Here is a 26,766-nt window from a genome sequence, read left to right as displayed (position 1 = left end):
CACAACCTAAAATAGGAGTGCTGATCCAAGCACTTTATAGAATCCGTAGACCAAGCGAAAGAGCGGCATCAGTACAACGCTCAGAATCGGTGTCGCAATAAATACGATCATAATGAGAATGCTGTATCGCTCAATCGACTGATAACGATAAGCAAGATCCGGCGGCAGCAGGTTGCGAAGAATATGTGAGCCATCGAGCGGCGGGATAGGCAGCATATTGAAAATGGCGAAGTTCACGTTGTAGACAAAGATCATCTGTATGATCGTATAGGTGATCTGCGAGACATCAAGTCGGTGTGCATTGATCAGCAGCATAACGTAAAATGCTGCAAAGCCGAGGAATAAATTCATCATTGGTCCCGCGAGTGATACGAGAATATCGTCACGCTTTGGCTGACGAAAATTGCTTGGATTAATCATGACCGGCTTTGCCCATCCGAATCGTACTAAGAAGAGCATCAGGAGACCAATGGGGTCAATATGGGCCGTCGGGTTCAGCGTCAGCCGCCCCATGAGACGCGGGGTAAAGTCCCCCAGAGAGACGGCAGCACGCGCATGTGCATACTCGTGAAAGGTCATCGCAATGACAAGCCCGGGAATGCCGAGCAGCATTTCCTGTAAATCAAATCCGAACATCAATATCTCCTATGACTCGATGGGACAATGCGGCGCTGCCATCATCAGAGAGATGATGGTTTTGGCATCGATTATTTCTCCTGTGTTGACCAGATGCAGCGCTTCCTTTAGCGGCATTTGCACCACATTGACAAACTCATCTTCATCCGTATGCTGCCGCCCGGAGGAAAGCTGACATGCGAGGTACAGATGAATGTACTCATTCGAAAAGCCGACGGTGGTTGCAATCGTCGTCAGTTTATCGTACTGCTCCGCGGTGTAGCCCGTCTCCTCCGACAGCTCCCGCCGTGCACAGTGCAGCGGATCTTCCCCCTCGGCATCAAGCTTTCCGGCGGGGACTTCCAAGGTAACCTTTCCGATCGGGTGGCGATACTGCCGCACGAGAATAACATTTCCATCGGGGAGGAGCGGAAGTACGGCCGCAGCCCCCGGATGGCGAATCCACTCGCGCACCCCCTCTTTTCCATTCGGCAGACGCACGGTATCGCGGCGCACATGCAGCAGCGTGCCGTCAAATATATCCTCGCTGCGAACGGTATGCTCGATCAGATCTTCATACATCGACGATCCCTTCTTTCGTTACAGATACCTGTCTCTATTATGCTTCTGCATCTTCGCGTTTGGCAAACAGTGCGTTGACGAAATCCTCCGCATGGAAGGGACGTAAGTCGTCAATGCCCTCGCCTACGCCAATCCACTTGATGGGAATGTTGAGCTGCGCGGTGATGCCGATCGTGACGCCGCCCTTTGCCGTGCCGTCCAGCTTGGTGAGTACGACGCCGGTAACGGGAGCCGCCTGCGAAAACAATTCCGCCTGGCTGATCGCGTTCTGCCCCGTCCCTGCATCGAGAACAAGCAGTGTTTCATGTGGAGCCCCCGGCACCTCGCGTCCGATCACACGGTAGATCTTCTCCAGTTCCTGCATGAGATTGGACTTTGTCTGAAGACGCCCCGCCGTATCCACAATGACAAGCTCCGTTCTGCGTGCCCTTGCCGCCTGAAGCGCATCAAAAACAACGGCGGCGGGATCCGATCCTTCGCCGTGTTTAATGACCTGGACATCTGCTCGCTTGCCCCAAACCTCAAGCTGCTCGATGGCGGCTGCGCGAAACGTATCCGCCGCTGCCAGCAAAACACTTTTGCCCTGGTGACGGTAGTAGGCACTCAGTTTCCCAATGGTTGTCGTCTTGCCGACGCCATTTGTCCCAACCACCAAGATCACCGTTGGAGGGCAATCCGCCATGGGCGTATCACTCTCTCCGCGATCCAAGATGCGGACAATTTCTTTTTCCAGAAAAGGGATCAAGTCATCCGGCGTCTGAATTTCCTTGTTTCTGATTCCCTTTCGTACAGACGCGATCAGCATCTCCGTCGTCTTGACGCCTACATCGGCCATCAAAAGAGCTTCTTCCAGCTCATCGATGAGATCGTCATCAATATCAGCATAGCCAATAATCAAGCGTTCAATGCTATGGGTAAAATTCTCCCGCGTCTTCGTTAAGCCTTTTTTCAGGCGATCAAAGAATCCCACGACAACTCCTTTCTCTGAGGAAGCACTAATTAGGCGCTCTGTTCTGCCTCATAATCCTTCAGGCGGATTGACAGCACCTTGGAGACACCGGCATCCTCCACGGTAACGCCGTACATCGTATCCGCAGCCCGCATGGTTCCCTTTCGATGCGTGACCACAATAAACTGCGTGTGTTTTGCAAACTCCTGCAGGAAGTCACCGAAGCGCGACACATTTGCCTCATCCAGCGGCGCATCAATCTCGTCGAGAATGGAAAATGGAGACGGCCGATAGCGAAGAAAGGAAAACAACAAGGCGATCACCGTGAGTGCACGCTCACCGCCGGATAGAGCAGACAGATTCTGCCGTTTCTTATCCGGCAGAGTAACGAGAATCTCAACGCCGCTGTTCAGAATATCTTCCTTGTCCGTCAGCCGCAATTCTGCGATTCCTCCGCCAAAGAGCCGCACAAATATCTCGTTGAAATACTCCTGAATCTGACGGAACGCTTTGCGGAATGTCCGGGTCATATCCTGGTCTATCTTTTGAATGATCTGCTCGATATCCTGTTTGGCCGATTTCAGATCCTCTACTTGGCGTTCTTCTTCCTCGTATCGTGCCTTCTTTTCTTCGTACTCCTCTATGGCATTCGGATTGACTGTGCCAAGTGATTGGATGGCAGATTCGAGTTCGCGCAGATGTGCGCTGACTACCTGCGGCTCTGCATGCTTTGCCTGGACAGATGCAGATTCAGGAGTGAGTCCGAAGTCGCTCAGTAAACACTCACAGCAGTCCCCCATACGCAGATGAATCCGTTCCACGAGCTTATCGGACTCGTGACGTTTGGAGCGGATCTCTTCCAAATTTAAGAGACATTTCTTCAGTGCCTCATCCAAAACACGCACGTCTGCTTCGTGGGCAAGACGTGCATCCCGGAGATCACTGCTGTTTTTCCTGCTCTCACGAAGGAGTTTCTCCTGTGCAGAGATCTCCTCTGAGAGCGATGCAATCCGCGCTATCCCCGCCGTCAGTTCCTCAGACAGCTGTTTCTCCTGGGCAGCAATATCTCTTTGTGTCTTACGGGCATCCTGCTCTTCCAATACGCGGGACTTACGATGCATTTCCTCCGTATCAATGGAGGTTCGAAGTGCGGCAAGCTCCACTTCCAATGCATGGATGGCGTCCGCTGTCTTTTTTAATGCAGCACCGTACTCCCTGCCGACCTGATTCAGCTTCTCCTGTTTATGAATAAAGCGAGACTCATGTGCCTCACACTGCGCGATATGGCGCTCCAGCTGCACACGTTTCTTGGCGAGCTGTGCGGAGTATATGGCACGTTCCTGCTCAGCATGCTCCATCTTCTGAACGGCCTCCGCATGATCCATTGCGCGCGCCTGCAGCAGTTCACGATTTCCATTGTTTTTTAAGAGTTCACCCGACAGTTGCTCGATTTGCTTCGTACAACGCTGAACGTCACGATTTTTTATTTGCCATGCACTCTGATGCTCTTTCCGTGCAGCACGACATTCGCCGCATAATTTGCTTTTCGCTGCAAGATTCGCCTCAGTTGCTTCGATCTCGGCATGGCGATTGAGCAGCATTGTCTGCTGTTTCCTTCGCCCTCCGCCCGAAAGTGACCCGCCAGGATTCAGCAACTCTCCGGTAAGTGTTGCGATGCGAAGACGATAGCCTTCCTTCTTCGCTGTTACAAGAGCATCGTCGAGGGTTTCCATCACCAGTGTCTGGCCAAGGAGATGATCCACGACACGCTGAAATTGTCCATCCGCTTGAACGAGTGTATTCGCCCAGCCGATGATGCCTTTATACTGCTTGGCATCTATAGCCCGTGGAGAGCGCACAGCAATCGTCGTCAGCGGAAGAAAGGTGACGCGTCCGCCATGATTCCGTTTCAGATAGCCGATCGCTTCCTTTGCCGTCTGTGCATCTTCGGTGACAATATTGCGCACACTCCCGCCGAGCGCTGCTTCCATTGCCGCAAGGAAGCGCTGCGGAATACGAATGAGATCGGCGACGGTTCCCGCCACGTGGCTGCGCCACGGCTCCTGTGCACGGAGGACGATCTGTACGTCCTTGCCAAATCCCTCATAGCTCTCCTGCATACGCCGAAGAAACTCCAAACTCTGCTGTGCACGGAGCATCTCGCCCTCAGTCTGTCTGATCTGCTGTTCATCATTTTCCTGTGCGCGGCGCAGTTCTTCCATCTCTTTTTGGATGCGGCTGCATTTTTCTTTCACCCCGCACAACTCTTCTTCAATATGGCGGGCTTCATCCTCTGCTGCTGTAAGCTCAGACTGTGTCTCTGTCAAAAGCGTCTTTCTTCGGGCAAGCTCCTCTTGTGCCGATGCCGCATGGTCGCTGTCTTGATGCACCCCCGATACAGCAACAAGTTTTTCACGCAGGCGTGCCAACACACGCTGTACGGCGTGCCGTGCATGCGCATTACGCTCCTGTTCCTTTTCCTCTGTATGCACGAGAGCCTGCACGCGTTCAAGTTCAGCACATGCCTCATGCAGCGCATGTTCTTTTCCGGTACATTCCTCTCTTTTCCGCACGAGCAGAGCATCAATCTGAGCAATTTCCTGCAGGGTCGTCTGAATCTTAACTTCGGCAGACTGGCGCTGCTGCTCAATATATGCTTTTCGTTTCTCCCCTTCATCCCGGCGCCCTTCCAAAAGAGCAGCTTCTCTAGTTAAATGATCCAGCTCAGATTGAAGCTCTGTACTCTTTTGTTCCTGTTCCCCCATACGGAGATCAATGGCAGCCATTTTCTCTTCGAGCGCAGTCTTCTGATCTTCTTTTTCTTTTCTCTCCTGCATCGCACGTATCTCTGCCTCTTCGTGCACATGCAGCTCTCGATCAGCGGATTCCTGTTCTTTTTGCAGGCTTTCGTGCTGCTGGACGAGAGCAGTCAGCTGATAGCTCCGCCGCTCTGAATCCAGTGCGCGGAACTGTTTGGTCTTTTCTGCCTGTTGGGACAGTGGCTGCAGTTCGGCTGCCTGCGTGTGCATAATGTCACTCAGGCGCACGAGGTCGGCATCGTTGTCGCGCAGCTTGCGAAGTGCCTCCTGTTTGCGCGTACGGTATTTGGTGATCCCCGCAGTTTCCTCGAAAAAAACGCGCCGATCTTCCGGACGGCTGTCAAGAATGTCGTTCAGGCGATTCTGTCCGATGATGCTCATGCCATCGTGTCCGATCCCCGTGTCGGCAAACAACTGATATATGTCCTTGATACGGCAGCGAGAGTCATTCAGATATATTTCACTGTCCCCATTGCGATACAGTCGGCGCTTGACCACAACCTCCTCGTAGTCGATGGGCAGCGTCTTATCCGTATTGTCAAATACAAGAATTACCTCTGCCACACTCAGCGCGCGCCGTGCAGAAGAGCCGGCAAAGATGATGTCTTCGGCGCGCAGCCCGCGCAGCATACGGATATTTTGTTCCCCAAGAACCCAGCGCACCGCATCGGTAATGTTGCTTTTTCCACTGCCATTCGGTCCCACAACCGCTGTGATCCCCTGATCAAACTGGACGACAATTCGCTCGGCGAATGACTTGAACCCATAAGCCTCCAAGCGCTTTAACTGCACGCGATGCACCCGCCTTTACCGATTAGTGTTCCCATTATAGCAGAACCGATGGGAAATTTCAAAAAGCGGTATCTTCACCCCTAAATCTATGCTATAATCAATACATTCGATGATTAACTTTTAGTCTGTTTAGGGGGTAATCACATGCCACTCGTCGGAACAAAAGAAATGTTTAAGAAAGCCTACGACGGCGGATATGCTATCGGTGCTTTCAACGTCAACAACATGGAGATTGTCCAGGGCATTACGGATGCTGCTGGAGAGTTGAAGTCTCCGCTGATTCTGCAAGTCTCCGCAGGTGCACGCAAGTATGCCCGCCATGAGTACCTTGTCCATCTCGTCAAGGCCGCACTCGAAATCAACGATATCCCCATCGCACTTCACCTCGACCATGGTGCAGACTTCGACATCTGCAAGGCGTGCATCGATGGCGGTTTCACCTCCGTCATGATCGACGGCTCGCATCTCCCCTACACAGAAAACGTGGCACTCGCTAAGCGCGTTGCCGAGTATGCACATGCACACGGCGTTGTTGTCGAGGCGGAACTTGGTCAGCTGGCAGGTATTGAAGACGATGTCAACGTCTCGGCGGAAGATGCTTCCTACACGAAGCCTGAGGAAGTGCAGGACTTCGTTGAAAAGACAGGCGTTGACTCTCTCGCCATCGCGATCGGCACGTCGCACGGCGCATTTAAGTTCACACCGGAGCAGTGCACGCGCAATGCGGATGGCGTCCTTGTACCGCCCCCACTCCGCTTTGATATTCTCGAAGAGATCGAGAAGCGCATCCCGGGATTCCCCATCGTGCTTCATGGTGCGTCCTCTGTCATTCCGAAGTATGTCAAGATCATCAACGAGAACGGCGGTCACATGCCGGATGCGGTCGGCATTCCCGAGGATCAGCTCCGCCGTGCCGCAAAGTCGGCTGTCTGCAAGATCAATATTGACTCCGATCTGCGTCTTGCAATGACAGCAGGCATCCGCGAACACTTCAAGAAAGAGCCGTCGCATTTCGACCCGCGTCAATATCTGTCCGATGGCCGCAACTACATTAAGGAGCTCGTTGCTCACAAGATCAAGGAAGTCCTTGGTTCGGACGGAAAAGCTGCTGAAGTTCAGGCTCTCATCGACCAGAACAAGTAACCTTCCACAAGACACATAATGTGGACACACGTCAATTACAGTCTGTGTCCACATTTTATACAAAAATCTCGCCTGCACAGCAATGCACGCGAGATTTTTATTTTTTCCGCCGTTCTTGAAAAAAATTCCTGAGCAGAGCGGCACACTCCTCGGCCAGTACACCGGCACACACATCCGGCTGATGGTTCAATCCCGAACAGCCTGTGATATTGAACAGGGATTCACACGCCCCTGCTTTGCTGTCTGCACTCCCGTAAACGACACGGCTGATGCGGCTCATCACAATCGCACCAGCACACATGGGGCACGGCTCGATGGTGACATAGAGCGTCAGCCCCGTCAGTCGCCAACGTCCTAGTGCCTTACAGGCACGGCGGATCGCGATCAGCTCTGCATGTGCTGTGGCATCGTGCTCCGTCTCACGGAGATTGTATCCGCTCGAAATGACACTGCCTGCATCATCAAGGATGACAGCACCGATGGGAACCTCTCCGCATAGATAGGCACGCTTCGCCTCTTCCAAGGCGAGGCGCATGCCATGAAGATCATCCGGCATGAGGCAGTTTTCTCTTTGCATCGGAAATGTCAGCCTTTCCCTGATAAAACAGGGACTGCGTTGCACGCCCGATCTCCAGATGATATGCCGTCTCGGACCCCTCCTGCCTCATCTGTCTCTTTTTCTTCTTTTCTACCTCATCTTCAAAGATAGAGGAAAAGGATTCATCCTTCTCTCGCTCCTCAAACCCTTTTCTGCGCTCAAAGAGCTCATCGTTATTAAAGCGGACGCGCTTAATGCGCATGACACGCTCAACTCGTTCTACCATTGCTGACACCTCCTTATATTCTTATTTACGATCTCATCTTTAATATCGGCATTTCGAGGTAAACCTTAAACAGAAAGGGCATTACAGTTTCATTATTTATGAAACCATAATACCCTTTAATGGTAAAATACATACACTTCTCAGCCGGGCGGCCATGCAAATGCACGTCCGCCGAGAAGGTGAAAGTGCAGATGCCCGACAGTCTGTCCCCCGTCTTCCCCTGTATTAGTGACGAGACGGAATCCGTCACCATCCACGCCAAGGCTGCGGGCAAGCTGTGGAACAACCTCTGTAAGAATATGTGCCGCCAGAGCTCCATCTTCCGCGCCAAAGTCCAGAACGCTGCGGATATGCTTCTTCGGTATGATAAGTACATGCTCCGGTGCCTGCGGGTCTAGGTCGCGAAATGCAAGCACCGTATCGTCTTCATAGACTTTGGTCGACGGAATCTCTCCCTGTGCAATCTTGCAAAAAATACAATCTGCCATGTAATTCACTTCCTTTCAAGGAATCGCTGATATCAACAGGATTCGACGCGAGGAAGAATTTTCCTCCTATGCACTGGCCGCCTGACGCTCCATGCGTACTTCACGACCTGTATCCAGCAAAAACAGGTAGCATTCCTTCACTGGTCGCTCAAGGATCGTCTCTACAGCATCACAGTATAGGTCAATCTGGAACTGATAGCGTGTGCGTGCATCCTGCGGGGAAATATGACGATCCGTCTTATAGTCGAGAAGAATATAATCGCCGTTTTCTTCCTCAAAGAGGACGTCAATGATACCCTGCAGGAAAATGCGATCTGCCTCGTCCTGTGCCTCCTTATAGTATTTCTTCGCCGGCAGGAGCCGCCCGAACGGCAGCTCACGATATACACGCTTCGCCTCACGCAGACGGCGTCCGAGCGCCGAGGAAACGAACCGCCACACATTGCGGACATCGAGGCTCTGATATGCTTCTTCGGTCAGAATTCCCTGATCGAAAAGGGATCGTGCCTGACGCTCAATGGCCGCAATGTCAGGCACCTCCGCGAAATCAAGATGCTGCATGAGTGCATGCATGGCTGTGCCGCGCTCCATCGGACTCAATGCAGCACGCTTTGCCGTGCGCAGAAAACGCGGAACTTCCCATTCCTGCCCGCCTGCCCCCGCGCCAACAGCAGGCGCAAAGGACGGCAGAACCTCCTCATCGGGGAAGTTCTCACGCTTGAGTTCCGTTACGCTGGTCTTTGCGTGGATCTGTTCTGTTCCCCTGCTGTCATACGTCCAACTAAGAATAGAGTCGACATACGGTGCACGTACTCCCGGCGAAAGCGGCTCTCCGCTGCGAATGGCAGAAAGTTCGGCATCTGCCGCCCTCTCCTCCTCACTGCGTGACGTACGTACATCTGCTTTCTCAATCCGCACGGCGAATCGCGCTTTTTCATCGCTCCATTCCCGCAGCTCGATGCCCTCAACTCCCTCCATCAACGCCTGTCCATCGGGATGCCGCATCAGTGCCAGGGCAATCCAGTCCAGATAGCAGGATGCACCGAGAATGGCGGCATCCGGAAACGTCTCTCCCTCCTCCCTCGCGTATTGCTGGCAGAAATCCCGCAGCTGCGCCAAGCGGCTCAAGCCGCTCCGAGAGGTGCGCAGTGTCCCCGTCAGGATGAGTTTTTCCTGCGCGCGTGTCATCGCAACATAGAGGATACGCATTTCCTCCGCGATCGTCTCGCGGCGGATCACCTCTTTGACGCTTCGCCGACCCAGCGTATCATATTTCTGCCGCCCGATTTCTGTGTTCTCATATACGCGTACGCCGATCCCAGCATGCGCATGATAGAGCACGTCTCCTGATATATCCTGCGTATTAAACGCACCGGCTATATTCGCGAGAAAAACGACGGGAAACTCCAGTCCTTTACTGCGATGAATGGTCATGATCCGCACGACATCTTCGCTCTCACCCAATGTCCGCGCGGCAGAGAGATCGGTACTGCGCCGCTGCAGGGCATCCATATAGCGCAGGAAACGAAACAGACCTCGTTCATTCGTACGCTCAAAATCGCCCGCACGATCGATGAGCATGCGTAAATTTGCCTGCCTCAGTATGCCGTCGGGAAGTGCGCCGACATAGTCATAGTACCCAGATGTACGGTATAGATGCCAGAGCAGCTCAGGCACACTGTGCAGTAAGGCCTCGCGCCGCCAGCATCGGATCGTCTGCAGTGCCTCCTTTGCCTTATTTCGTACAGCAGGTGGAACCTCCTCTGCGTCTGCTCCCTTCAGAGCATCGTAGATCGAGCCGACAGGTGTGTGAATGCGCAGCAGGGCAAGTTCCTCCATCGACATCCCGATCATCGGCGATGTGAGGACGGCCGTCAGCGGAGTATCCTGCCGTGCATTGTCCAGGACAGCGAGAAGGGAAAGCATCATGCGTATTTCGCTTGCCTCAAAATACCCTGCCGTATCATCTGCATAGGACGGAATGCCCGCTTCTCGCAGGGCATCCATCAGGATGACTGCCCGTTCCTTTGCGCCGCGCAGCAGGACGACAATATCGCTCCAGCGCAGAGCTTTTCCGCTCTGGACAGTATATCCTGCATCGACCAGCTCTTTGATGCGACGCGCGATATAGTGTGACTCCACCGCAAAGGCAGCCAGCTCTTCGCCCTCATCATCCGCCTCTTCTGCGGAATAATCCGCATCCAGGAGATCGATCTCCAGCGGCGATGCCAAAGATTTCCCCGCAGGATCGTCGTCAAAGGTGCGTCCCGGATTCAGGCGTGCACTCTGATCGTAGGCGATCTCGACCGCCGACTCCGTCATGATCTGCGAGAATATCTCATTGATGGGCTGCAGCACCTCGGCTCGGCTGCGGAAGTTCTCTGACATGGTGATCAGTTCACCGGCAGAGCTGTCCTGACGATAAGCACGATAGGTATGTTGGAAAAGGCTCGGATCCGCCAGCCGAAAACGATAGATACTCTGCTTCACGTCGCCGACAATAAAGCGGTTGTCATCATGCGCGATCTGCCGTAGGATGCCCTCTTGAAGCCCATTCGTATCCTGATATTCATCCACCATGATCGCTGCATAGTATGCACGAAGCTCCTCTGCGATATCCGTCGGATCAACGGAATTCAGATCATCCTGCAGCTGCTCTGGATGCCGACACAGGAGTGCCAACGCACGATGCTCCAGATCACTGAAGTCCAAAAGAGAACGTTCCAATTTCTCATTTTGAAAGGCATGATGAAAATCCAATGCCAGACGGGCATATTGGCGAATGGCGGTATTCGCTCTATTCTCCGCGGCACAGAGCTCCTCTGCTGTGGCGGGCAGCTGATCGACAGCGGCGTCCCATGCCTTGTAAATGTTCGTTATCTTTTTTTTCAACGCACCGCCAAGCTCTGGATCATAGTTCTCGATGGACTTGTGCGGGATGCTTTTCCGCTGTTTCTTTGCAGCAGCTGCATCCACACGAAAGCGTTCCCATGCCTGATCTTCTGCGCCGCTTATGAGGAGCTGCAGCCCGCCCTGCAGTTCCTCATAGAGATCCAGATTATGATGGATGACTGCCATGTATTTCTCAGCTGCCGTGTGCAGTTCCGCATCCCCCTGCATCAGAACGTCCATTGTGCTGTGGTATCCGGCACATAGATCGAACAGTTTCTCGTGCAGCTCTCGCGCCAGCACATCAAACCCACGCCGCTTCCAGTACGGCACATCATCTTCTTCCTGTCCCTGCCGGCTGAGCCATACCGCAGGCGAAGGCTGACTGAGCGCGAAGTCATAGAGTGCGAGCACCTCTTCCTTGAGTTTCTCATCGTCCCCCTTGACACCTCCATAGGCATCGGCAAAGGCAAGAAATTCATCGCTGGCCTCCTCATATTTTCGCTCAAGGAGTTCATCCATGACATCGCGTTTGAGCAGACGTATTTCCTGCTCACTTGCCAGACGAAATGTCGGAGGTATGTCGGTCGCGTCGATATGCGCCTGCAGAAGTCGCTGGCAGAATGAATGAAACGTGGAAATGTCTGCGCCTGTCAGCAGAATGCGCTGACGCTCAAGGCGGTCAATTTCCTTGCTGATGCCGGCGTCCCCGGCAATGGCATCGATCTCCGCATTGAGTGCCGCCTCGATACGCTCGCGCATTTCAAGAGCGGCGGCCTTCGTAAAGGTAAGAACCAGAATACGATCCAGGGACAGCTCCTCATTCCGCACCTGTGAAATAATGCGTTCCACCAGTACGCGCGTCTTCCCGGATCCTGCCGCTGCTGCCACGAGAATATTGTGTCCTCTCGCATCAATCGCGCGCTGTTGGTCTGCTGTGAATGTCAGCCGATCCGCCATCGCGATCCACCTCCTCTACGATCCGTGCAATTTCTTCCATCGCCTCCTGCGCATTATCGGCGATATCATGATATACGTCCCCCGGCCGAAGTGTAGGATCGAAAGCGCAGATGGTATGATAGTCACAATACGTACACGCATTGCGATCCTGAAAGCGATAGGGGTAGACGCGGATATCTCCGTGCAGAATGTCCTCCGCCGTCGCGCGGATCAGCTGCGGCAAAAAGGAAAGCAGCTGCTGAAATTCCTCGCGCGAACGCATAAATTTCGCCGAGGATTTGGAGAGACTGTTATCTTTGTTGAACGAGATGCAAATATGATCCGCCGCCTGATCGAGCTGCTTCATGATATCCGCATCGTCGAGCAGCATCCCCGTGAGTGCCATGCCCTTCATCACCCGGCGTCGGAGAGCCGTCTCATCCAGGCGCACGTTACAAGGGACAATGGGGTTTTTCACCGGAGCATAGAGCATCCCTGCGGGAAACACCTCCCCCGTATCCAGGATGGAGCGCACGACGAAGAGATACAGGAGAAGCTGCATCTTCAGTCCGTGCCGAATCTCAGGCAGGAGGAGGGACGTCGCCCCCGTTTTATAGTCGAGAACCAGATAGTAGGCATGATGATCCATCACATCCAGACGGTCGATCTGCCCGCGCAGAGAAAGTGTCATGCCGTCCGCAAGCGGAAAATCCGCCAGGCGGACGCCGTCATTTCTGCGCCCGAAGCTGATCTCAAACCCATAGGGATGAAAGGAAGATGCCGCCGCCCATGACGTAAGATGCTGTATTGTCTGTTGTGCTGTGCAGCGGATCCTTTCGATGCGGTGCCGATAGCTGGCACGGCTCATCAGCACGGTGCTGTGCACCTGCGGGATCAGTTCCTGCAGCAGTTCCTCGATCTTCTCTGGAGCTTCTGCCAATGCCGCGCACCAATCGTTGCCGTATGCACTGCGCACCCACTCACCGTAACCGCGCAGGATGCCGTGCAGAAGTGTCCCGAAGTCATTGCTCTGAAATTCGTAGCGATCACGCTGCTGCAGCCGCAGCCCGTACATAGCAAAGTGGCGGAACGGGCACTGGCGAAACGTCTCCAGCCGTGTGGTACTTCCGCTGAGCCGACGGTCGCGCGTAAACAGCCGAGCTGCCACGGGAGCAGGGATGGACACTTCGCGCGGTGGGAGAAAAAGTCCATGGAGCATACGCCGCAGGAGCGGCTGCATCACAGCATCCTGCAGCATCCAGTTGTAGACATCCCCCCACATGGCAGGCATTTCCCCGCGCTCTTTCTTTTCACGCAGCGCAGCAGTCAGATGCGAGAATGCAGGATACGGTGCAGAGAGGAGCAGCGGATCATCTCGCCCAGCCAAGGCAAGCGGGATGGAGAAAAAGGAACTGCTGATTCGGCGCAGCCGTGCGATCAGCGGCGACGGAGCAAGGGTCGAACCATCCACCGAAGAAAGCGCATACGACACCCAGAGGTAGTCGCGTGCCTCCGTAAATCCACGGTAGAGCTGATACCGTTCCAAAAAGCTCTGTTGTGTGCGCCCCCCAAAGACGGTATGCCCGGAATCCGCTCCCGCCGTCTGAAGAGACTCACCGATGAAGAGGAGTTCTGTATCGGAAAATACGCCGCTCGTCGTTCCCGCGCGCGGCATGATGCCGGCATTCGCCCCAATGACAAAAACAGCACGCGCTCCCGCGATGCTGTTCTGATCAAAGGAGGCAACGGTGACATGATCCAGCCCCGGCGGAATCAGGGCAATGGACATGGCGTCAAGTCCATCGCTCAAGAGCTCCTCATAGTCCCGGCTCGATAGCGGGTCGTCTCCGCGCACCTCGACCAGCTGATCAAAAAGTGCCATACAGGAGCTCCAGATCTGGCGATGAGCGGCAGCATCCGCCAATCGACCTTCCCGATCTGCCGTTTCGCTCCACAGGCGGAGTGTCTGCGGAACACATAACTCATCAAGGAAGTCGTAGAGTGCCTTCGTACGCACACGCGCCGTGCTCTCATGCCGTCGCAAGTGCCCGGTCAGGAGGGAAAGCGGTTCTGCAATCCGACGGCGCAGATGATCCAGCCACTGCTCTTCCCTGAGGCGTTCTTCCTCCTCGTCCAAATGCAGCTCATGTTCTGTGACCCGCCGCTGGACAAAGTCCCACGGCTCTGTCGCCGTCCACTGTGATTCACTGCGAATCCCGTAGGCAAGGCAGTAGTTTTCCAGACGATCGACAGCCTCCTGCCAATCCGCACAGAGTGGAGGAGCATCTTCGTCCTCCTCCGTTCCGAGCAGCGGAAAGAAGCCTGTGCGCAGCGCACGGAAGACAGTCTCATACGCCCACCCACGCCACGTCATCTGTGCAACAGCACGCAGGAGCTCAGCAAGCGGATGATGCGCACTCGGGCGTTTGACATCCAGATAAAATGGAATGCCGCAATCCGCAAAAGCAAGTGAGAGCAGATCGCCGTAGAGATCGACATCACGCACAAGCACGGCGATCTCGCGGTAGCGATACCCATTGTCGCGTGCGAGGCGGAGGATGTCTGCCGCCGCCGTCTCCACCTCAAGACGCGGATTGGCTGCCTCGACGATACGTATGGAATCATCCTTCGCGGGCGTGATATGTCCGTGGCCGAACAGCTGTGCTTCCAGCAGACGAAGCCCCTCCGTCCGCGCCCGATGCTGCACTGGCATCAGTCGAATTCCAATCTCCGCCGATGGCTGCTCCTCCGTAAAGATCTGCTGCAGGAGGTGCATCGTCTGATAACTGCGCGCAAACAGCCCCGTATCATAGATATTTTCCGGCAAATTGGTAAATACATGCGTTCCATCATCACGTCCGTCCATCGTGAGGCTGACATGAACGGTATCAACAACGCGAAACAGCGCGCGAAAGACCGCAAGTTCCTGCGGATTGAAAAAATCGAATCCGTCCACCCACAGTTCGGCGCCGCGCAGAAATGGTGCATCAATGAGCTGTGCGGCGAGCCGCTCCATCCGATCGGTGTGATCGGTCAGTCGCCCCTCCATGCGGGCAGCGAGTTCATCCATGATCGTGGCAAGCTCTGTCAGCTTCGCTGACAGCCGTGCATGCTCTCCTGTACTGACATCTGCTGCCTGACGCAGATGATCGGAGCTGAGCCGATCACGCTTCAGTTCTGCGATCGTATGCCCAAGCACCTCCGTAAACCCACGCTTGTGCACGGAGCGCTGAAAGACGGAGAGTTCTCTGCTGTGCTGCAGCAGAATATCCTTGAGCAGGATACGCCTGCCGATATCGCTGATGCGCGGCAGATGTTCCCCGCCGGTCTCAAGCAACACCTGCCGACCAAGGCGACGAAACCCAAATACATACACTTGAAGGAATCCCGCTCCATGCGTCAGAGCCTCGGCCAGTGCCCGCTCCGCCGCATAGGTCATGTGCTCGGGAACGAGAAGGATGCGCTGACGCCCGAGCGGCTCCTCCCGCAGCACATCCTTCATCGCCGTGAGACAGTCATATGTTTTGCCCGTACCCGACCGCCCAATGATAAACTCCAGCCGTGCCGTCATAATGCCAATCCCCCGCTTTGCGTAAAGGATGCATAGCTGCCGTTCTGCCCGCGGCACACTTCCAGATGGACGGGAATCCGTGCACGCAGTTCCTCGATGTGAGAAATGATGCCAACCAGCCGACCGCCCTCACGCTGCACATCGAGAAGCGCGCGAATGGCAACGTCAAGCGTCTCACTGTCCAGAGATCCGAAGCCTTCGTCGATGAAAATCATATCGAGATGCATTCCGCCCGCATAATGCTGCACAACATCCGAAAGTCCAAGTGCCAGTGACAGGGAGGCGAGGAATGTCTCTCCGCCGGAGAGGGTGCGTGCGAGACGCGGGAAACCCGTATACTCATCAAAGACATCGATCTCAAGCCCCCACCACTTCTTCTTTTGTCCGCCCTCCCCGTGGATAAAGCGGTAACGTCCCCGGCTCATCATCATCAGCCGCTCGTTCGCGGCATCGATGACATCCGACAGAATCGAGCGAAGAACATAGGTCTGAAAATGGATCTGATAGGGTGGTTTTGCCGCAGCGACATTCGCGAGTTTCCCGATCACACGGTAACGCTTATCGCGAGCTGCTCCCGCCCGTTCCAGCGCATCCATTTCCTTGGTCATGCGCGTATAGAGAGCCCAGCGCTCCATGCGGACGCCCTGTGCTCGCGCGCTGTCCTGCACACGCTGATCGGCGATGCGCTCCGCTTCGGTCAGTGCCTCCATGTCCGGCGGACAAAGCCCCTCTGCTGCTGCCTTGGCCGCCTTCACCAGCTCCTCTGCCGCCTGAAACGCTGTATCATACGCGGTGATACGTTCACGTACTTTTTCCAGATAGTCGCTCTTTGCCCAGTCTCCCACAATCGCATGATGGTATTCTTCCTCGGTCAGAAAATCTGCTGCACAATATGCAGCCGTATACGCTTCCTGCGCCGCTTGCCGCACTTCTTCCGCTTCCTTTAGAACGCGCTGCGCCGCCGCCTTAGCACTCTCCGTACGAGCACATTTCTGCGCCGCCGCCTTCTCACGCTTCTCTGCTTCAGCGCGGGCGGTTTCCGCTGTTTTTACTTCCCGTTCCAGAAGTGCCGCCGCTTCCCGTACTGCCTCTGCATCACGATACTCCTCGGGCAGCTGACGCTCCAATGCATTCTTCTCCCCCTCATGAAGCCCTATGAGATTACGATTCTTTTGAAGCAGGGCTTCCTGCTCTTTCTGCTGCTCCTTCCGCGCAAAGAGCTGCTGCTGCTCTTCGGCATACGTTTTCTCAAGGGCTTTGCACGCATTCTGTGCACGGCGGAGCTGGTTTTCCCGTTCCGCGACACGCACACAGAACGCCTCCATGGTTTCATCCGCGAGAAGCTCTTTTATGCGTTTTTGCTCATGGAGAAGCTCCTGCTCAAGCCGAAGGCACGCTGCCTTTTCTTGCTCTGCCTGAGCAGTGCATTTCTGCAGCTCCTTTTCTGCTGTTTCCACATGCTGCATGCATACATCCATCTCTTGTGCGGACGGGATCTCCTCCGCATGGACGGCAGGACTTGGATGTGCGAGAGATCCGCAAACCGGACAAGGTGTGTCTGCCTGCAGTGTCTGCGCCAGACGTGCGGCACTGCCCATGTCGTAGAGGGTGCGCAGACGGCGCTGCGTCGTCCGCACGTCGGATAATGCCTCCTCTGCCGTCTGCAGTTTTTTCTGCGATTTTTTGACACGTGTGCGTGCTGATGTCAGTGCATCTTCTAGTTCACGTATCTGGTCTGACGCCTGTTGGCAGTGTTCAAGCTGTTTCTTCTCCTGCTGAACGATCTCACTCCCGACCAGGATCTGATGCAGTCTTGCACGTTCTTCTTCGTACTTCTTCTGTGCCTCGGTGAGACGTTCAATCTCCGCTGCGCCGCTTTCATATTTTTCTTCTCCCTCTGCGGCACGGACGCGAAGATCGCGCAGGGCAGAAGTACATTCCTGGTAACGGTTCGCCAGCGGAGCGTAATCTCTCATGCGGCGCAGCTGTTCCACATTTTGTGTATGCTCATCTGCATGGGCTTCCACCTTCTTTAGGCATTCTATGGATGCATCATGTTCCGTCTTCGCAGCAGCGCAGTCCTTTGCTGCGGATGCGTATGCCTCTCTGCGGGTGCGTTCCGTGTTCAACGCTTCGATGTAGCTGCGCTCCTTGTAGAGCACCGGTTGTGCACGCTGTGCACGTGACAGGCGTACACGAAAGTTGCGGACAGACTCTGCCTGTTCGCGCTTTTTTTCCAAATCACTTTGTGCCGCATCCCGTGCACTGAGTTTCTGCTGTGCAGCAGCCCCCTCTTCACGTGCCCGCCGTGCACTCTTCTGCACCTTTTCGTGCTCCCGCAAGATTTCGTCCTGACGGCGTATCTCCTCCGAAAGTTCAGAGAGACGCGTGCGGAGTTCGTCCGATGACGCCATTCCCTCTGCGCGCAGAATGCCTTCCGCGCGCTCACGCTCCGCCTGTGCCGTCCGCTCAAGCTGCTGTGCCTCTTTCGTCAGTACTTCTTCAATGCGCTGATACCGTTCCGTACGGAAAATACGCTGCATAATGGCGCTACGATCCTTGACTTCTGCCAACAAAAACCGCTGAAACTGTCCCTGTGGGAGGAGAACGACCTGACGAAACTGGTCAGCATCGAAGCCGATCAGCTGACTGATGCGTTCCGAGACATCCGTGATATTCGCGGCAAGCAGTTTTTCCTCGCCTGTCTTGCCAACATTGGGCAGTCGAAATAGTTGTCCCGTCGCTGCCCGCCGCGTCATCTTTCCGCGTGACATACGAAAATAGGCAGGAGAACGCAGCACGCGGTAACGACGTTGCCCGAGCGCGAATACATACTCCACCTCCGTCGTCCGATCCGGCGATGCTGTAGAGGAACGCAGCATTGCTCCCTCGCGTATATCCCCGCTGGACTCTCCGTAGAGGGCGAATACGATCGCGTCCAAAATAGTGGTCTTTCCGGAGCCCGTCACTCCATGGATCAAAAGGAATGGGGCATCAGCAAGGGCTGTCTCAAAATCCAAAATCTGCTCGTCCACATAGGAGCCGAACGCCTGGATGCGGAGTTTCAGCGGTCTCATTGCATTCTCTCCTCCCGTTCCAACGCATCGATGATATGCGTAAGTTCCTCGGTCTCCTCCTGCGTCATTTTCTCCGTGGTCATCTCCGCATAGAAATCCGCAAAGAGATGGAGATCTGACTTGCCGCGCTCATAGTTTCGCACTTCGTTGGAGGAATGTCCCATGTGAATGTTCGGGCGCGTGATGAGAAAAAGATTTGGGTAGACGCGACGCAGCTTTTCATGGGCGGCGAGTACGGCATCTGTGTCGGTAAGCTCCACGCAGATATAGTCCTCGTGTGAAAGAGGATCGAACTCATCGGACATGATCTCAGCCATTTTTCCTCTCACGATCCGCACATCATGCCGCGGTACCAGCGGATAGAATGTGTGGGAGACAGCCCCTGCCGCATCGATATCGACCAGTGTGACTCCCTTTTTCTGATGTGACTCATCAAAGGAATACTTGAGCAGAGATCCGGCATAGCGAATCTGCTCCGCCCCCGCGCGCTGGGGCGCGTGCAGGTGTCCAAGCGCCGTGTAATTGTATGGCCTGAATTTATCCGCGTGTACCTGATCACTGCCCCCCACGGAGAGGGTATGCTCGGATTCGGAGGTCTGACCGCCGATCACAAAGGCATGGGCAACGGCAACACTGCGTGCGCCCTGCGGTATCATCGCCCGTGAGGAGGCAATCTGAACATCCAATGCCGTATCGAAGGACGGCGTTTCGTCCAGTGAAAAAGACTCGCGGATATGCGGCGGATCGCCATAGGGAAGCAGCGAGAAGTACACGTCCCCGAATGCATCGGACAGCACCACGGGAGCTGCCTCCGCGTCGAGAGTGCCTGCAATATACACGCCAGAGGATTGCAGCAGCTGTGCACCGAATGCCAGACGAACTGCACTGTCATGATTTCCTGCAATACAGAGAACCTTGATCCCCTGCTCTGCCAGTCGTGTCAGCACTGTATTAAACAACGCTACGGCTTCGGGCGGCGGCACTGCCCGATCATAGACATCGCCCGCGAGAACGAGTGCATCCGGTCGGACGTCGCGGCACAGCGCCAGAAGTTCTTCCAGCACATACGCCTGGTCTTCCGTCATGTGCCGCTGTCCGAAAAGTTTGCCCAGATGCCAGTCTGCTGTATGGATAAATCGCATGATAGTCCCTCATACTACATGACAATGCATAATTCTATTCATACCGATCGTCGGAGGCTTTTCTCGCCCTTTACACGCCGTCCTTTTCTTCCGAAATCATGGCGCGGAGGGCTGCCTCATCCAAGATGGGAATGCTGAGATCCTCCGCCTTTTTCAGCTTCCTTCCTGCCGCTTCTCCCGCGACAAGATAATCGGTCTTCTTTGAAACAGAGCCCTTCACCAGGCCTCCGTGAGCCGTGATAAGGGCACTGCATTCCTCACGGGACAGAGTCGGCAGTGTCCCCGTGATAACAAAACTCTTTCCGGCGAGTGCCGCCCCCACACGCTCCGTTCGTGTTCCTGCAAAGTTCACTCCGGCTGCACGCAGACGATCCAGCAGTGCACAGGCGGATGCAGAGGAGAAGAACTCCGTCAGCTTCTGTGCCGTAATCTCACCCATATCCGGGACAGCGAGAATGCGTTCAGGGGACTCGCGCGCCGCCTCCTGCAGGGCATCAATGGATGAAAACTCCTGCATCAGCGCAGCAGCTGCCGCGCGTCCGATGCCTGCAATTCCCAATCCTGTCAAAAGACGCTCGGGAGGGTTTTGCTTGCTCGCTTCGATTGCTGCAAGACGCTGATCGACACTCTTTGCGCGTCCAATCAGACCGGAGGCAATAAGTTCCTCTCGATGCATATGCAAAGAAAAGATATCCGCGATATCGTGAATATATTCTGCGTGGACAAGAGCAATAACAGCAGCTGCTCCTAGCCCCTTGATATCCATCGCGCTGCGGCTGACGAAGTTCAGGAGATGGTTTTCGATCTGTGCTGGGCATACAGGATTTTGGCAGCGCATATCCGCCGTATCTGCTTCGCGTACGGCATGTGCGCCGCAGACGGGACAGACATCCGGAATCACGTAGGGGCGGCTGTTCTGCGGCCGTTTTTCCTTCAGCACCGCCTTGACGCGCGGGATGATTTCTCCCGACTTATAGACGAGAATAGTATCACCGATACGAATGTCCAGACTGTCAATATAGTCCTGATTGTGCAGGGTCGCCCGCTCGACGCGCGTTCCGCAGAGCCCCACGGGATCGAACACGGCAGTCGGTGTGATGCGGCCTGTCCGTCCGACGGAAAGCTCAATATCGCGAAGTACTGTCTCCTTCTCCTCCGGCGGATACTTATAGGCAATCGCCCAACGCGGTGCCTTTGCTGTCACTCCGAGTTCCTCGCGCATGGCAAAGGAGTTCACCTTAACCACGGCTCCATCGATGTCATAGGGCAGACTGCCGCGCCGCACACCGATCTCCTCGATGGCGTCCCAGACCTCCTCTGCCATACGGCAGACGCGGTAATTCGCAATCGTCTTGATCCCCTGTGCCTGCATGAAGGCATACGCCTCGGTGTGAGAGGAAAACATGCGGCCGTCACTGCGCTGCAAATTGAATACGAACATAGACAGTCTGCGCTCCTTTGTAATGCGCGAATCCAGCTGCCGCAGAGTTCCTGCAGCACAGTTGCGCGGATTGGCAAAGGGCTTCAGCCCGAGAAGTTCCTGTCGCTCGTTGACCTCGGCAAATGCGGCGCGCTTCATATAGACTTCGCCGCGCACCTCAAAATATGGCAGTGCATCATGCAGCTCCTGTACAACATCGTCGATCATGCGTGCATTCGCTGTTACGTCTTCTCCCTGCACAATGCCGTCGCCTCGTGTGATCGCACGTGCAAGCACACCGTTCTCGTAGCGAAGTGCCAGAGACAGGCCGTCAATCTTTTCCTCAACAATAAATTCCGCCGCAGGAAAATGTGCAAGAATATTATCGACAAACGCCCGAATCTCCTCCTCGGAAAATACATCCTGCAGGGAGAGCATCGGAACATCATGAGGAACAAGTACGCCGACTTCGCGCTGTGCTGAGCCTCCCACGGTGCGTGTCGGCGAGTTCTTCGTAATGAGCTCCGGGTACGCCGCCTCAAGTTTTTTCAGGCGCATCATCAGCATATCGAAGTCATAATCCGAAATCTCAGATTCATTATCGTCATAGTACTGCTTGGAATACTTCCGTATTTTACGCCGCAGCTCTGACAGCTCTGTCTTTACCTCATCAATCTTGCTCATGATCTCCTCATAACTTCAAAATCGGTGCATACTTTTGCACGAATTTCTTGATTCCTTCCCCCGGGAATGCAATGGACAGCTCGGCATCCTCACCTGATCCGCTGATGGCGACAATGCGCCCGTCTCCCCACTTGCTGTGGCGTACAGCATCCCCCGCCTTAAAGGCTGCCGACACGTCTGGACGGATCACACTGCCGTCCGCCGCCGTATGCTGCGGCGGCGCTATATAGCGTTTTCGCTGCGTGCGGGTACTGCGCTCACTCCATATATTGGACGGTGCACGCAGATCAGCCCCGCCAAAGAAGTCCGCCTCCTTATGCTCGACCAGCTCCTCTGGAATCTCTGCCAGAAAGCGTGAAGGACGCGACATCTCCGTACGCCCGTAGATCGTTCGCTGTCGTGCATAGGTGAGATAGAGCCGGCGCTCAGCTCGCGTGATGCCGACATAGCACGTACGCCGCTCCTCCTCGATCTCCGTATCATCAAGCAGCGTACGGGAATGCGGGAAGAGCCCCTCCTCCATCCCCGCCATAAAGACGGCGGGAAACTCCAGTCCCTTCGCCGCGTGAAACGTCATGAGTGTCACTGTCCCATCCGACTGCTCCGTCTGATCAACATCGGAAATCAGCGCAATCTGTGCGAGGAAATCCGCAAGCCCGTTCTCCCCCTCCTCTGCCCCATCATCAAAGTTCTTCGCCACACTGATGAACTCACGCAGGTTTTCGAGACGGTCACGATTGTCTTCCTTCTTCTCCTCCTCAAGTGCAGCGGCATAACCGGACGTCTCGATCACATCCTCGACAATCTCATGGATGGGGCGCGTTCCAAGCTGTCCCATAAAAGTAAAGACCATGGCGGCGAACTCCTCCAGCGCCACCTTTACCTTGGCGGAGAGTTTCGGAATCATGGAGAGCAGCTGAGCATCCGTAATCACCTCAAAGAGAGAGATGCGGTACTCCTCCGCCGTCTCCATCATGCGGGCGATGGAGGTAGGGCCAAGGCCACGGCGCGGAACATTGATGATGCGCAGAAGACTCAGTGTATCGCGAGGATTGTAGATCACACGCAGATAGGCGATAATGTCTTTAATCTCACGCCGATCATAGAAACGCACCGAACCAACCATCGCATACGGAACACCTGTCGCATAAAATGCCTCCTCAATATTGCGTGACTGCGCATTGGTGCGGTAGAGCACGGCAATATCGCCATACTTGACATGGAACATGGTGTGCAGACGCTCCACCTCCCGCACGATATAGGAGGCCTCATTCTTTTCCGTTGCTCCCTCATAGATCGTAATGCGGTCACCGGTCGGATTATCCGTCCAGAGCTCCTTCTTCTTGCGCGTCAAGTTATTCTCGATCACAGCATTCGCCGCTGCAAGAATATTCTTCGTCGAGCGATAGTTCTGCTCAAGCAGGATAACTGTCGCCTCCGGGTAGTCCTGCTCAAAGTTCATGATGTTCCGCATATCTGCGCCGCGCCAGCCGTAGATCGACTGGTCTGCATCGCCGACGACGCAGATATTGCGGTGTTCTGCGGCAAGCAGCTTAGTGATTGCATACTGTGCACCGTTCGTATCCTGATACTCATCCACAAGAATGTACTGGAACTTCTTTTGGTACTTCATCCGCAGTTCCTCATTCTTCGTGAGGAGTTCCACCGTCAGCATCAGCAGATCATCAAAATCCAGTGCATTATTCTCCTGCAGCTTGGACTGATAGAGTGCATAGATCTTGGCGACCTGCTCGGCAAAGAAATCCGTTGCCTGCGCTGTAAATGCTGCGACATCGAGCAGGCGGTTCTTCGCATCGGAAATATGCGCCTGCACCGCGCCGGGAGCGGTATGCTTCTCGTCGATATTGAGTTCTTTCAGGCACTCACGGATCAGCCCCTTGCTGTCCGCAGCATCGTAGATGACAAAATTCTTCGCATAGCGCCCGTAGTGCTCAAGCTCCATGCGTAGGAGGCGGGCACAGAACGAATGGAATGTGCTCAGCCAAACGTCCTGCGCCGCATCTCCGATCAGTGTATCCACGCGTTCACGCATCTCGCGGGCAGCCTTATTGGTAAATGTAATGGCAAGGATGCGGTAGGGCGGAACCCCATGTTCCAGTAAGTTGGCAATACGAAATGTCAGAACACGGGTCTTTCCGGAGCCCGCTCCGGCAACGATGAGGAGAGGGCCCTGCAGACACGCGACAGCGCGCTGCTGGGGTTCGTTCAGCCCTTGCATCAAATCCATAGAATCGTCCCTTTCACTCCAAATAAGAAAGGCGGGGCCGCCGCCACGGCAACTCCGCCCCTCCCATATAACACAGTATCCCTTATGTCTTGATTCGCTTGACCGCTTCCGAGAGCGGCGGAATGATCTGCTTCTTGCGCGACATGACACCCGGCAGATAGAGATGTGTTCCGCTCGTATCCTTGCGGAACGCCTCTCCGATCAGCGTACGCGGCGAGCCCGTAAAAAGCAGATAGGTTGCCTCCTCGAGAATATCCGTAATCATAACGAGACTGAGATCAAACCCCTCCGTGTCGCAGATCGACTTCATTGCAGCAAGGAGCTCATCCTCCTTCGCCATGATTTCCTTCGTGTCCATCACCGAAGTCTGACTGACAACGACACGATAGGCACCGATGGTGAACTCCTTAAGGTCATTGCGTACAATCTCCATCGGCGTCATATTGCCGACACTGGAGCCCGCCTTCAGCATCTCGAGGCCGTACGCGTTCATATCCACGTCTGCGATCTCAGCGAGACGTTCCGCCGCCTGTTTATCCTTTGGCGTGCAGGTCGGAGACTTGAACAGCACCGTATCGGAAATGATGGCGGAGAGCAGGAGACCTGCAATCGACGGAGGAATATCAATATCGTTCTGCCAGTGCATATTAGAGACAATCGTCGCCGTGCACCCGACCGGCTCGGCATGAGTGTAGATCGGTTCGCTCGTACTGATCCCACCGAAGCGATGATGATCGATGATCTCGACGATCTTCGCCTCCTCGATGCCCTCAACAGCCTGATTGCGCTCGTTGTGATCGACAAGAATCACCTGTGCCGGGTCGGAGACACCCAGTCGGTCACGGCTCACGAGACCAACGATGCGTCCATTCTCTAGTACAGGATAATTACGGTAGTTGGTCTCCTCCATAATTCCCTTAATATCAGACAGGAGATCGAGCGGCTTAAAGCAGACTGGATTCTCATGCATGATGCGCCGAATGGGCACACACTGATTGATGAGGCGCGCCACGGTATAGGTATCATACGGCGTCGAGAGGACGAAGATACCGCGCGCCTCAGCTTCCTCCAGAGCCTCTGCCGGAACGCGGCCGTCCCCGGTCACGACGAGACAGGAAATCCCCTGGCCAATACAGGTCAGAATCGTCTCTGGCTTTCGGTCGCCCACGAGCACGATATCGTTTCCTTTGATGATCTTCTGGATCGTTGCAAGACTTCCGGCAGCGATGCGGATCTGCCCTTTGATCGTCTCCGCCTCATCTCCGGGGACAAGCACCTGACTGTCGGTAGCATGAATGATGTCGCGATAACGCACGCGCATGTCTGCGAGATTCGTCATGCCAAGTTCCTGAAAATATCGCTTGGCAAGATCACTGACCGAAACGATGCCGACGAGAAGTCCCTGGCTGTCCGTCACGGGAATCGACCGCAGATCATTCTCGCGCAGAACCTCCCCCAGATTGCGCAGGGTATCGTGCTGACGCACGACAATCTTGCAGTCCATCGCAATATCCTTGACGCGCGGATAGAGATCGGGGATCAAGAGCGGTTTTTCGACATGGAAGTACTCCAATGCAAACCGCGTCTCCTTATTCACTTTGCCGGCACGTGCGGCTACGGCATTGACGCCCATGGCCTGCTTTAGATGGGCATACCCGATCGCGGAGCAGATCGAATCCGTGTCCGGATTACGATGTCCAATGACATAAATTGGCTTCGCAACATTCAAAATAGTACCTCCTATTACGGTTCTGTCCACCGCATATATCGTTGTCATTATAGCATATTCACTGATTCGATTCCATAAGCAAAAGAAAAGATGCAGGACATGAACAGCACCTGCATCCTTTGTTCCGCATCACACCTCAAAGGCACCCTTGAGATGATGGATCCTCCACTCGCTTCCCGCGGCATAGACCTCAACGATGTCAAAACGGCAGGGTGTTTGATCCATCTGTTTTTCGCACAGATACAACATCGCCGTCTGTATGATCCTGCGCTGCTTCCGGTAGTTTACCGCTTCTGCAGGAAGTCCGCAGCGGACGCTTCGTCGTGTCTTTACCTCGACAAAGACCAACGTATCATGATCCTTTGCGATCAGATCGATCTCCCCTGTTTTCGTGCGATACTTCTGCGCCAGAATTCGATATCCCTGCGCGCCGAGATAGCGAGCAGCACAGGCCTCCCCGCGATCTCCTAGCACCTTATTGCTCATGGCGATTTCCTGCTCCCCATGTGACGGTCGATCCGATAGACATGGGCGAGCACTTCGGCGATCGTACGATAGAGCTCGGGAGGGATCTCGCGGTCAATCTCAAGCGCCATCAGCATATTGACGAGCGATTTATTCTGATAGACCGGTATGCCGTTTTTGCGTGCCTCCGCCAAAATGCGGTCAGCAACGAGAGAACGGCCTTTTGCCGTCACGCGCGGCGCACGATCCGACTTTGCATCATACTTGACGGCAACAGCACGCGGTTCTTCTTCGCGCTGCTCCTCTTCCCTGTCCGCGTGATCCGGCATATCTCACCATCCTTGCCTTTCGTCTTTCGATCCCCCGAGAATATTATATGAAGCGATCCCG

Annotated in this window: 17 protein-coding genes; 1 reads left to right on the top strand and 16 read right to left on the bottom strand. The window is 54.8% G+C overall.

Going from position 1 to position 26,766, the window contains the following annotated elements; all coding sequences use genetic code 11:
* Positions 1-6: 6 nt before the first annotated feature.
* From HMPREF0908_RS00445 to smc, 4 genes are read right to left on the bottom strand one after another with little or no spacing between them, the layout of a single operon-like run.
* On the bottom strand, positions 7-636 hold the full coding sequence (locus HMPREF0908_RS00445) for a site-2 protease family protein (protein ID WP_006689432.1): 630 nt from the start codon (positions 634-636) through the stop codon (positions 7-9).
* A gap of 9 nt (positions 637-645) precedes the next feature.
* Positions 646-1,197 carry an NUDIX domain-containing protein gene (locus HMPREF0908_RS00440; protein WP_006689431.1) on the bottom strand — a complete coding sequence of 184 codons (552 nt, stop codon included), beginning with the start codon at positions 1,195-1,197 and terminating at the stop codon, positions 646-648.
* Between the two features lie 37 nt (positions 1,198-1,234).
* Positions 1,235-2,167: a signal recognition particle-docking protein FtsY gene (gene ftsY, locus HMPREF0908_RS00435; RefSeq protein WP_006689430.1), complete on the bottom strand. Its 933-nt coding sequence runs from the start codon at positions 2,165-2,167 to the stop codon at positions 1,235-1,237.
* Positions 2,168-2,196: 29 nt separating this feature from the next.
* Positions 2,197-5,757: a chromosome segregation protein SMC gene (smc, locus tag HMPREF0908_RS00430; protein WP_006689429.1), complete on the bottom strand. Its 3,561-nt coding sequence runs from the start codon at positions 5,755-5,757 to the stop codon at positions 2,197-2,199.
* A gap of 144 nt (positions 5,758-5,901) precedes the next feature.
* On the opposite strand from smc, the gene fba reads away from it, so the two are divergent.
* Positions 5,902-6,900, top strand: coding sequence for a class II fructose-1,6-bisphosphate aldolase (gene fba, locus HMPREF0908_RS00425; protein ID WP_006689428.1), 999 nt, complete (start codon positions 5,902-5,904; stop codon positions 6,898-6,900).
* 97 nt (positions 6,901-6,997) lie between these two features.
* On the opposite strand, the gene tadA is transcribed toward fba, so the two are convergent.
* From tadA to HMPREF0908_RS00365, 12 genes are all read right to left on the bottom strand, one after another.
* Positions 6,998-7,456, bottom strand: a complete 459-nt coding sequence (tadA, locus tag HMPREF0908_RS00420) for a tRNA adenosine(34) deaminase TadA (protein ID WP_006689427.1) — start codon at positions 7,454-7,456, stop codon at positions 6,998-7,000.
* Positions 7,446-7,724 (bottom strand): hypothetical protein, encoded by a 279-nt coding sequence (locus HMPREF0908_RS00415; RefSeq protein ID WP_006689426.1) that lies wholly within the window; start codon positions 7,722-7,724, stop codon positions 7,446-7,448. Before HMPREF0908_RS00415 ends, tadA begins: the two co-directional genes overlap by 11 nt.
* Before the next feature lie 140 nt (positions 7,725-7,864).
* The gene (locus HMPREF0908_RS00410) at positions 7,865-8,212 is read right to left on the bottom strand and encodes a histidine triad nucleotide-binding protein (RefSeq protein WP_006689425.1); all 348 of its coding nucleotides are present in this window, start codon (positions 8,210-8,212) and stop codon (positions 7,865-7,867) included.
* A 66-nt stretch (positions 8,213-8,278) separates the two neighbouring features.
* Entirely contained in the window at positions 8,279-12,061 is a 3,783-nt protein-coding gene (gene addA / locus HMPREF0908_RS00405; protein WP_006689424.1) for a helicase-exonuclease AddAB subunit AddA, read from the bottom strand.
* Entirely contained in the window at positions 12,015-15,611 is a 3,597-nt protein-coding gene (locus HMPREF0908_RS00400) for a PD-(D/E)XK nuclease family protein (RefSeq protein WP_006689423.1), read from the bottom strand. Before HMPREF0908_RS00400 ends, addA begins: the two co-directional genes overlap by 47 nt.
* Entirely contained in the window at positions 15,608-18,688 is a 3,081-nt protein-coding gene (locus tag HMPREF0908_RS00395; RefSeq protein WP_006689422.1) for an AAA family ATPase, read from the bottom strand. Before HMPREF0908_RS00395 ends, HMPREF0908_RS00400 begins: the two co-directional genes overlap by 4 nt.
* Entirely contained in the window at positions 18,685-19,830 is a 1,146-nt protein-coding gene (locus HMPREF0908_RS00390) for an exonuclease SbcCD subunit D (RefSeq protein WP_006689421.1), read from the bottom strand. Before HMPREF0908_RS00390 ends, HMPREF0908_RS00395 begins: the two co-directional genes overlap by 4 nt.
* A gap of 70 nt (positions 19,831-19,900) precedes the next feature.
* Entirely contained in the window at positions 19,901-21,934 is a 2,034-nt protein-coding gene (gene ligA, locus HMPREF0908_RS00385; RefSeq protein ID WP_006689420.1) for an NAD-dependent DNA ligase LigA, read from the bottom strand.
* A gap of 7 nt (positions 21,935-21,941) precedes the next feature.
* Positions 21,942-24,182, bottom strand: a complete 2,241-nt coding sequence (gene pcrA, locus HMPREF0908_RS00380) for a DNA helicase PcrA (RefSeq protein WP_006689419.1) — start codon at positions 24,180-24,182, stop codon at positions 21,942-21,944.
* An 82-nt stretch (positions 24,183-24,264) separates the two neighbouring features.
* Positions 24,265-25,911, bottom strand: a complete 1,647-nt coding sequence (locus HMPREF0908_RS00375; protein ID WP_040572270.1) for a putative manganese-dependent inorganic diphosphatase — start codon at positions 25,909-25,911, stop codon at positions 24,265-24,267.
* 129 nt (positions 25,912-26,040) lie between these two features.
* Complete coding sequence (locus HMPREF0908_RS00370) at positions 26,041-26,397, bottom strand: YraN family protein (protein WP_006689417.1); 357 nt, start codon at positions 26,395-26,397, stop codon at positions 26,041-26,043.
* On the bottom strand, positions 26,394-26,705 hold the full coding sequence (locus HMPREF0908_RS00365; RefSeq protein ID WP_006689416.1) for an EscU/YscU/HrcU family type III secretion system export apparatus switch protein: 312 nt from the start codon (positions 26,703-26,705) through the stop codon (positions 26,394-26,396). Before HMPREF0908_RS00365 ends, HMPREF0908_RS00370 begins: the two co-directional genes overlap by 4 nt.
* Between the last annotated feature and the right edge of the window lie 61 nt (positions 26,706-26,766).

Origin of the sequence: Centipeda flueggei ATCC 43531 (assembly GCF_000160695.1) — a bacterium.
Taxonomy (GTDB): domain Bacteria; phylum Bacillota; class Negativicutes; order Selenomonadales; family Selenomonadaceae; genus Centipeda; species Centipeda flueggei.
The sequence above is the reverse complement of the archived record's forward strand: the minus strand, read 5'-3'. Positions and strand labels throughout refer to the sequence as shown.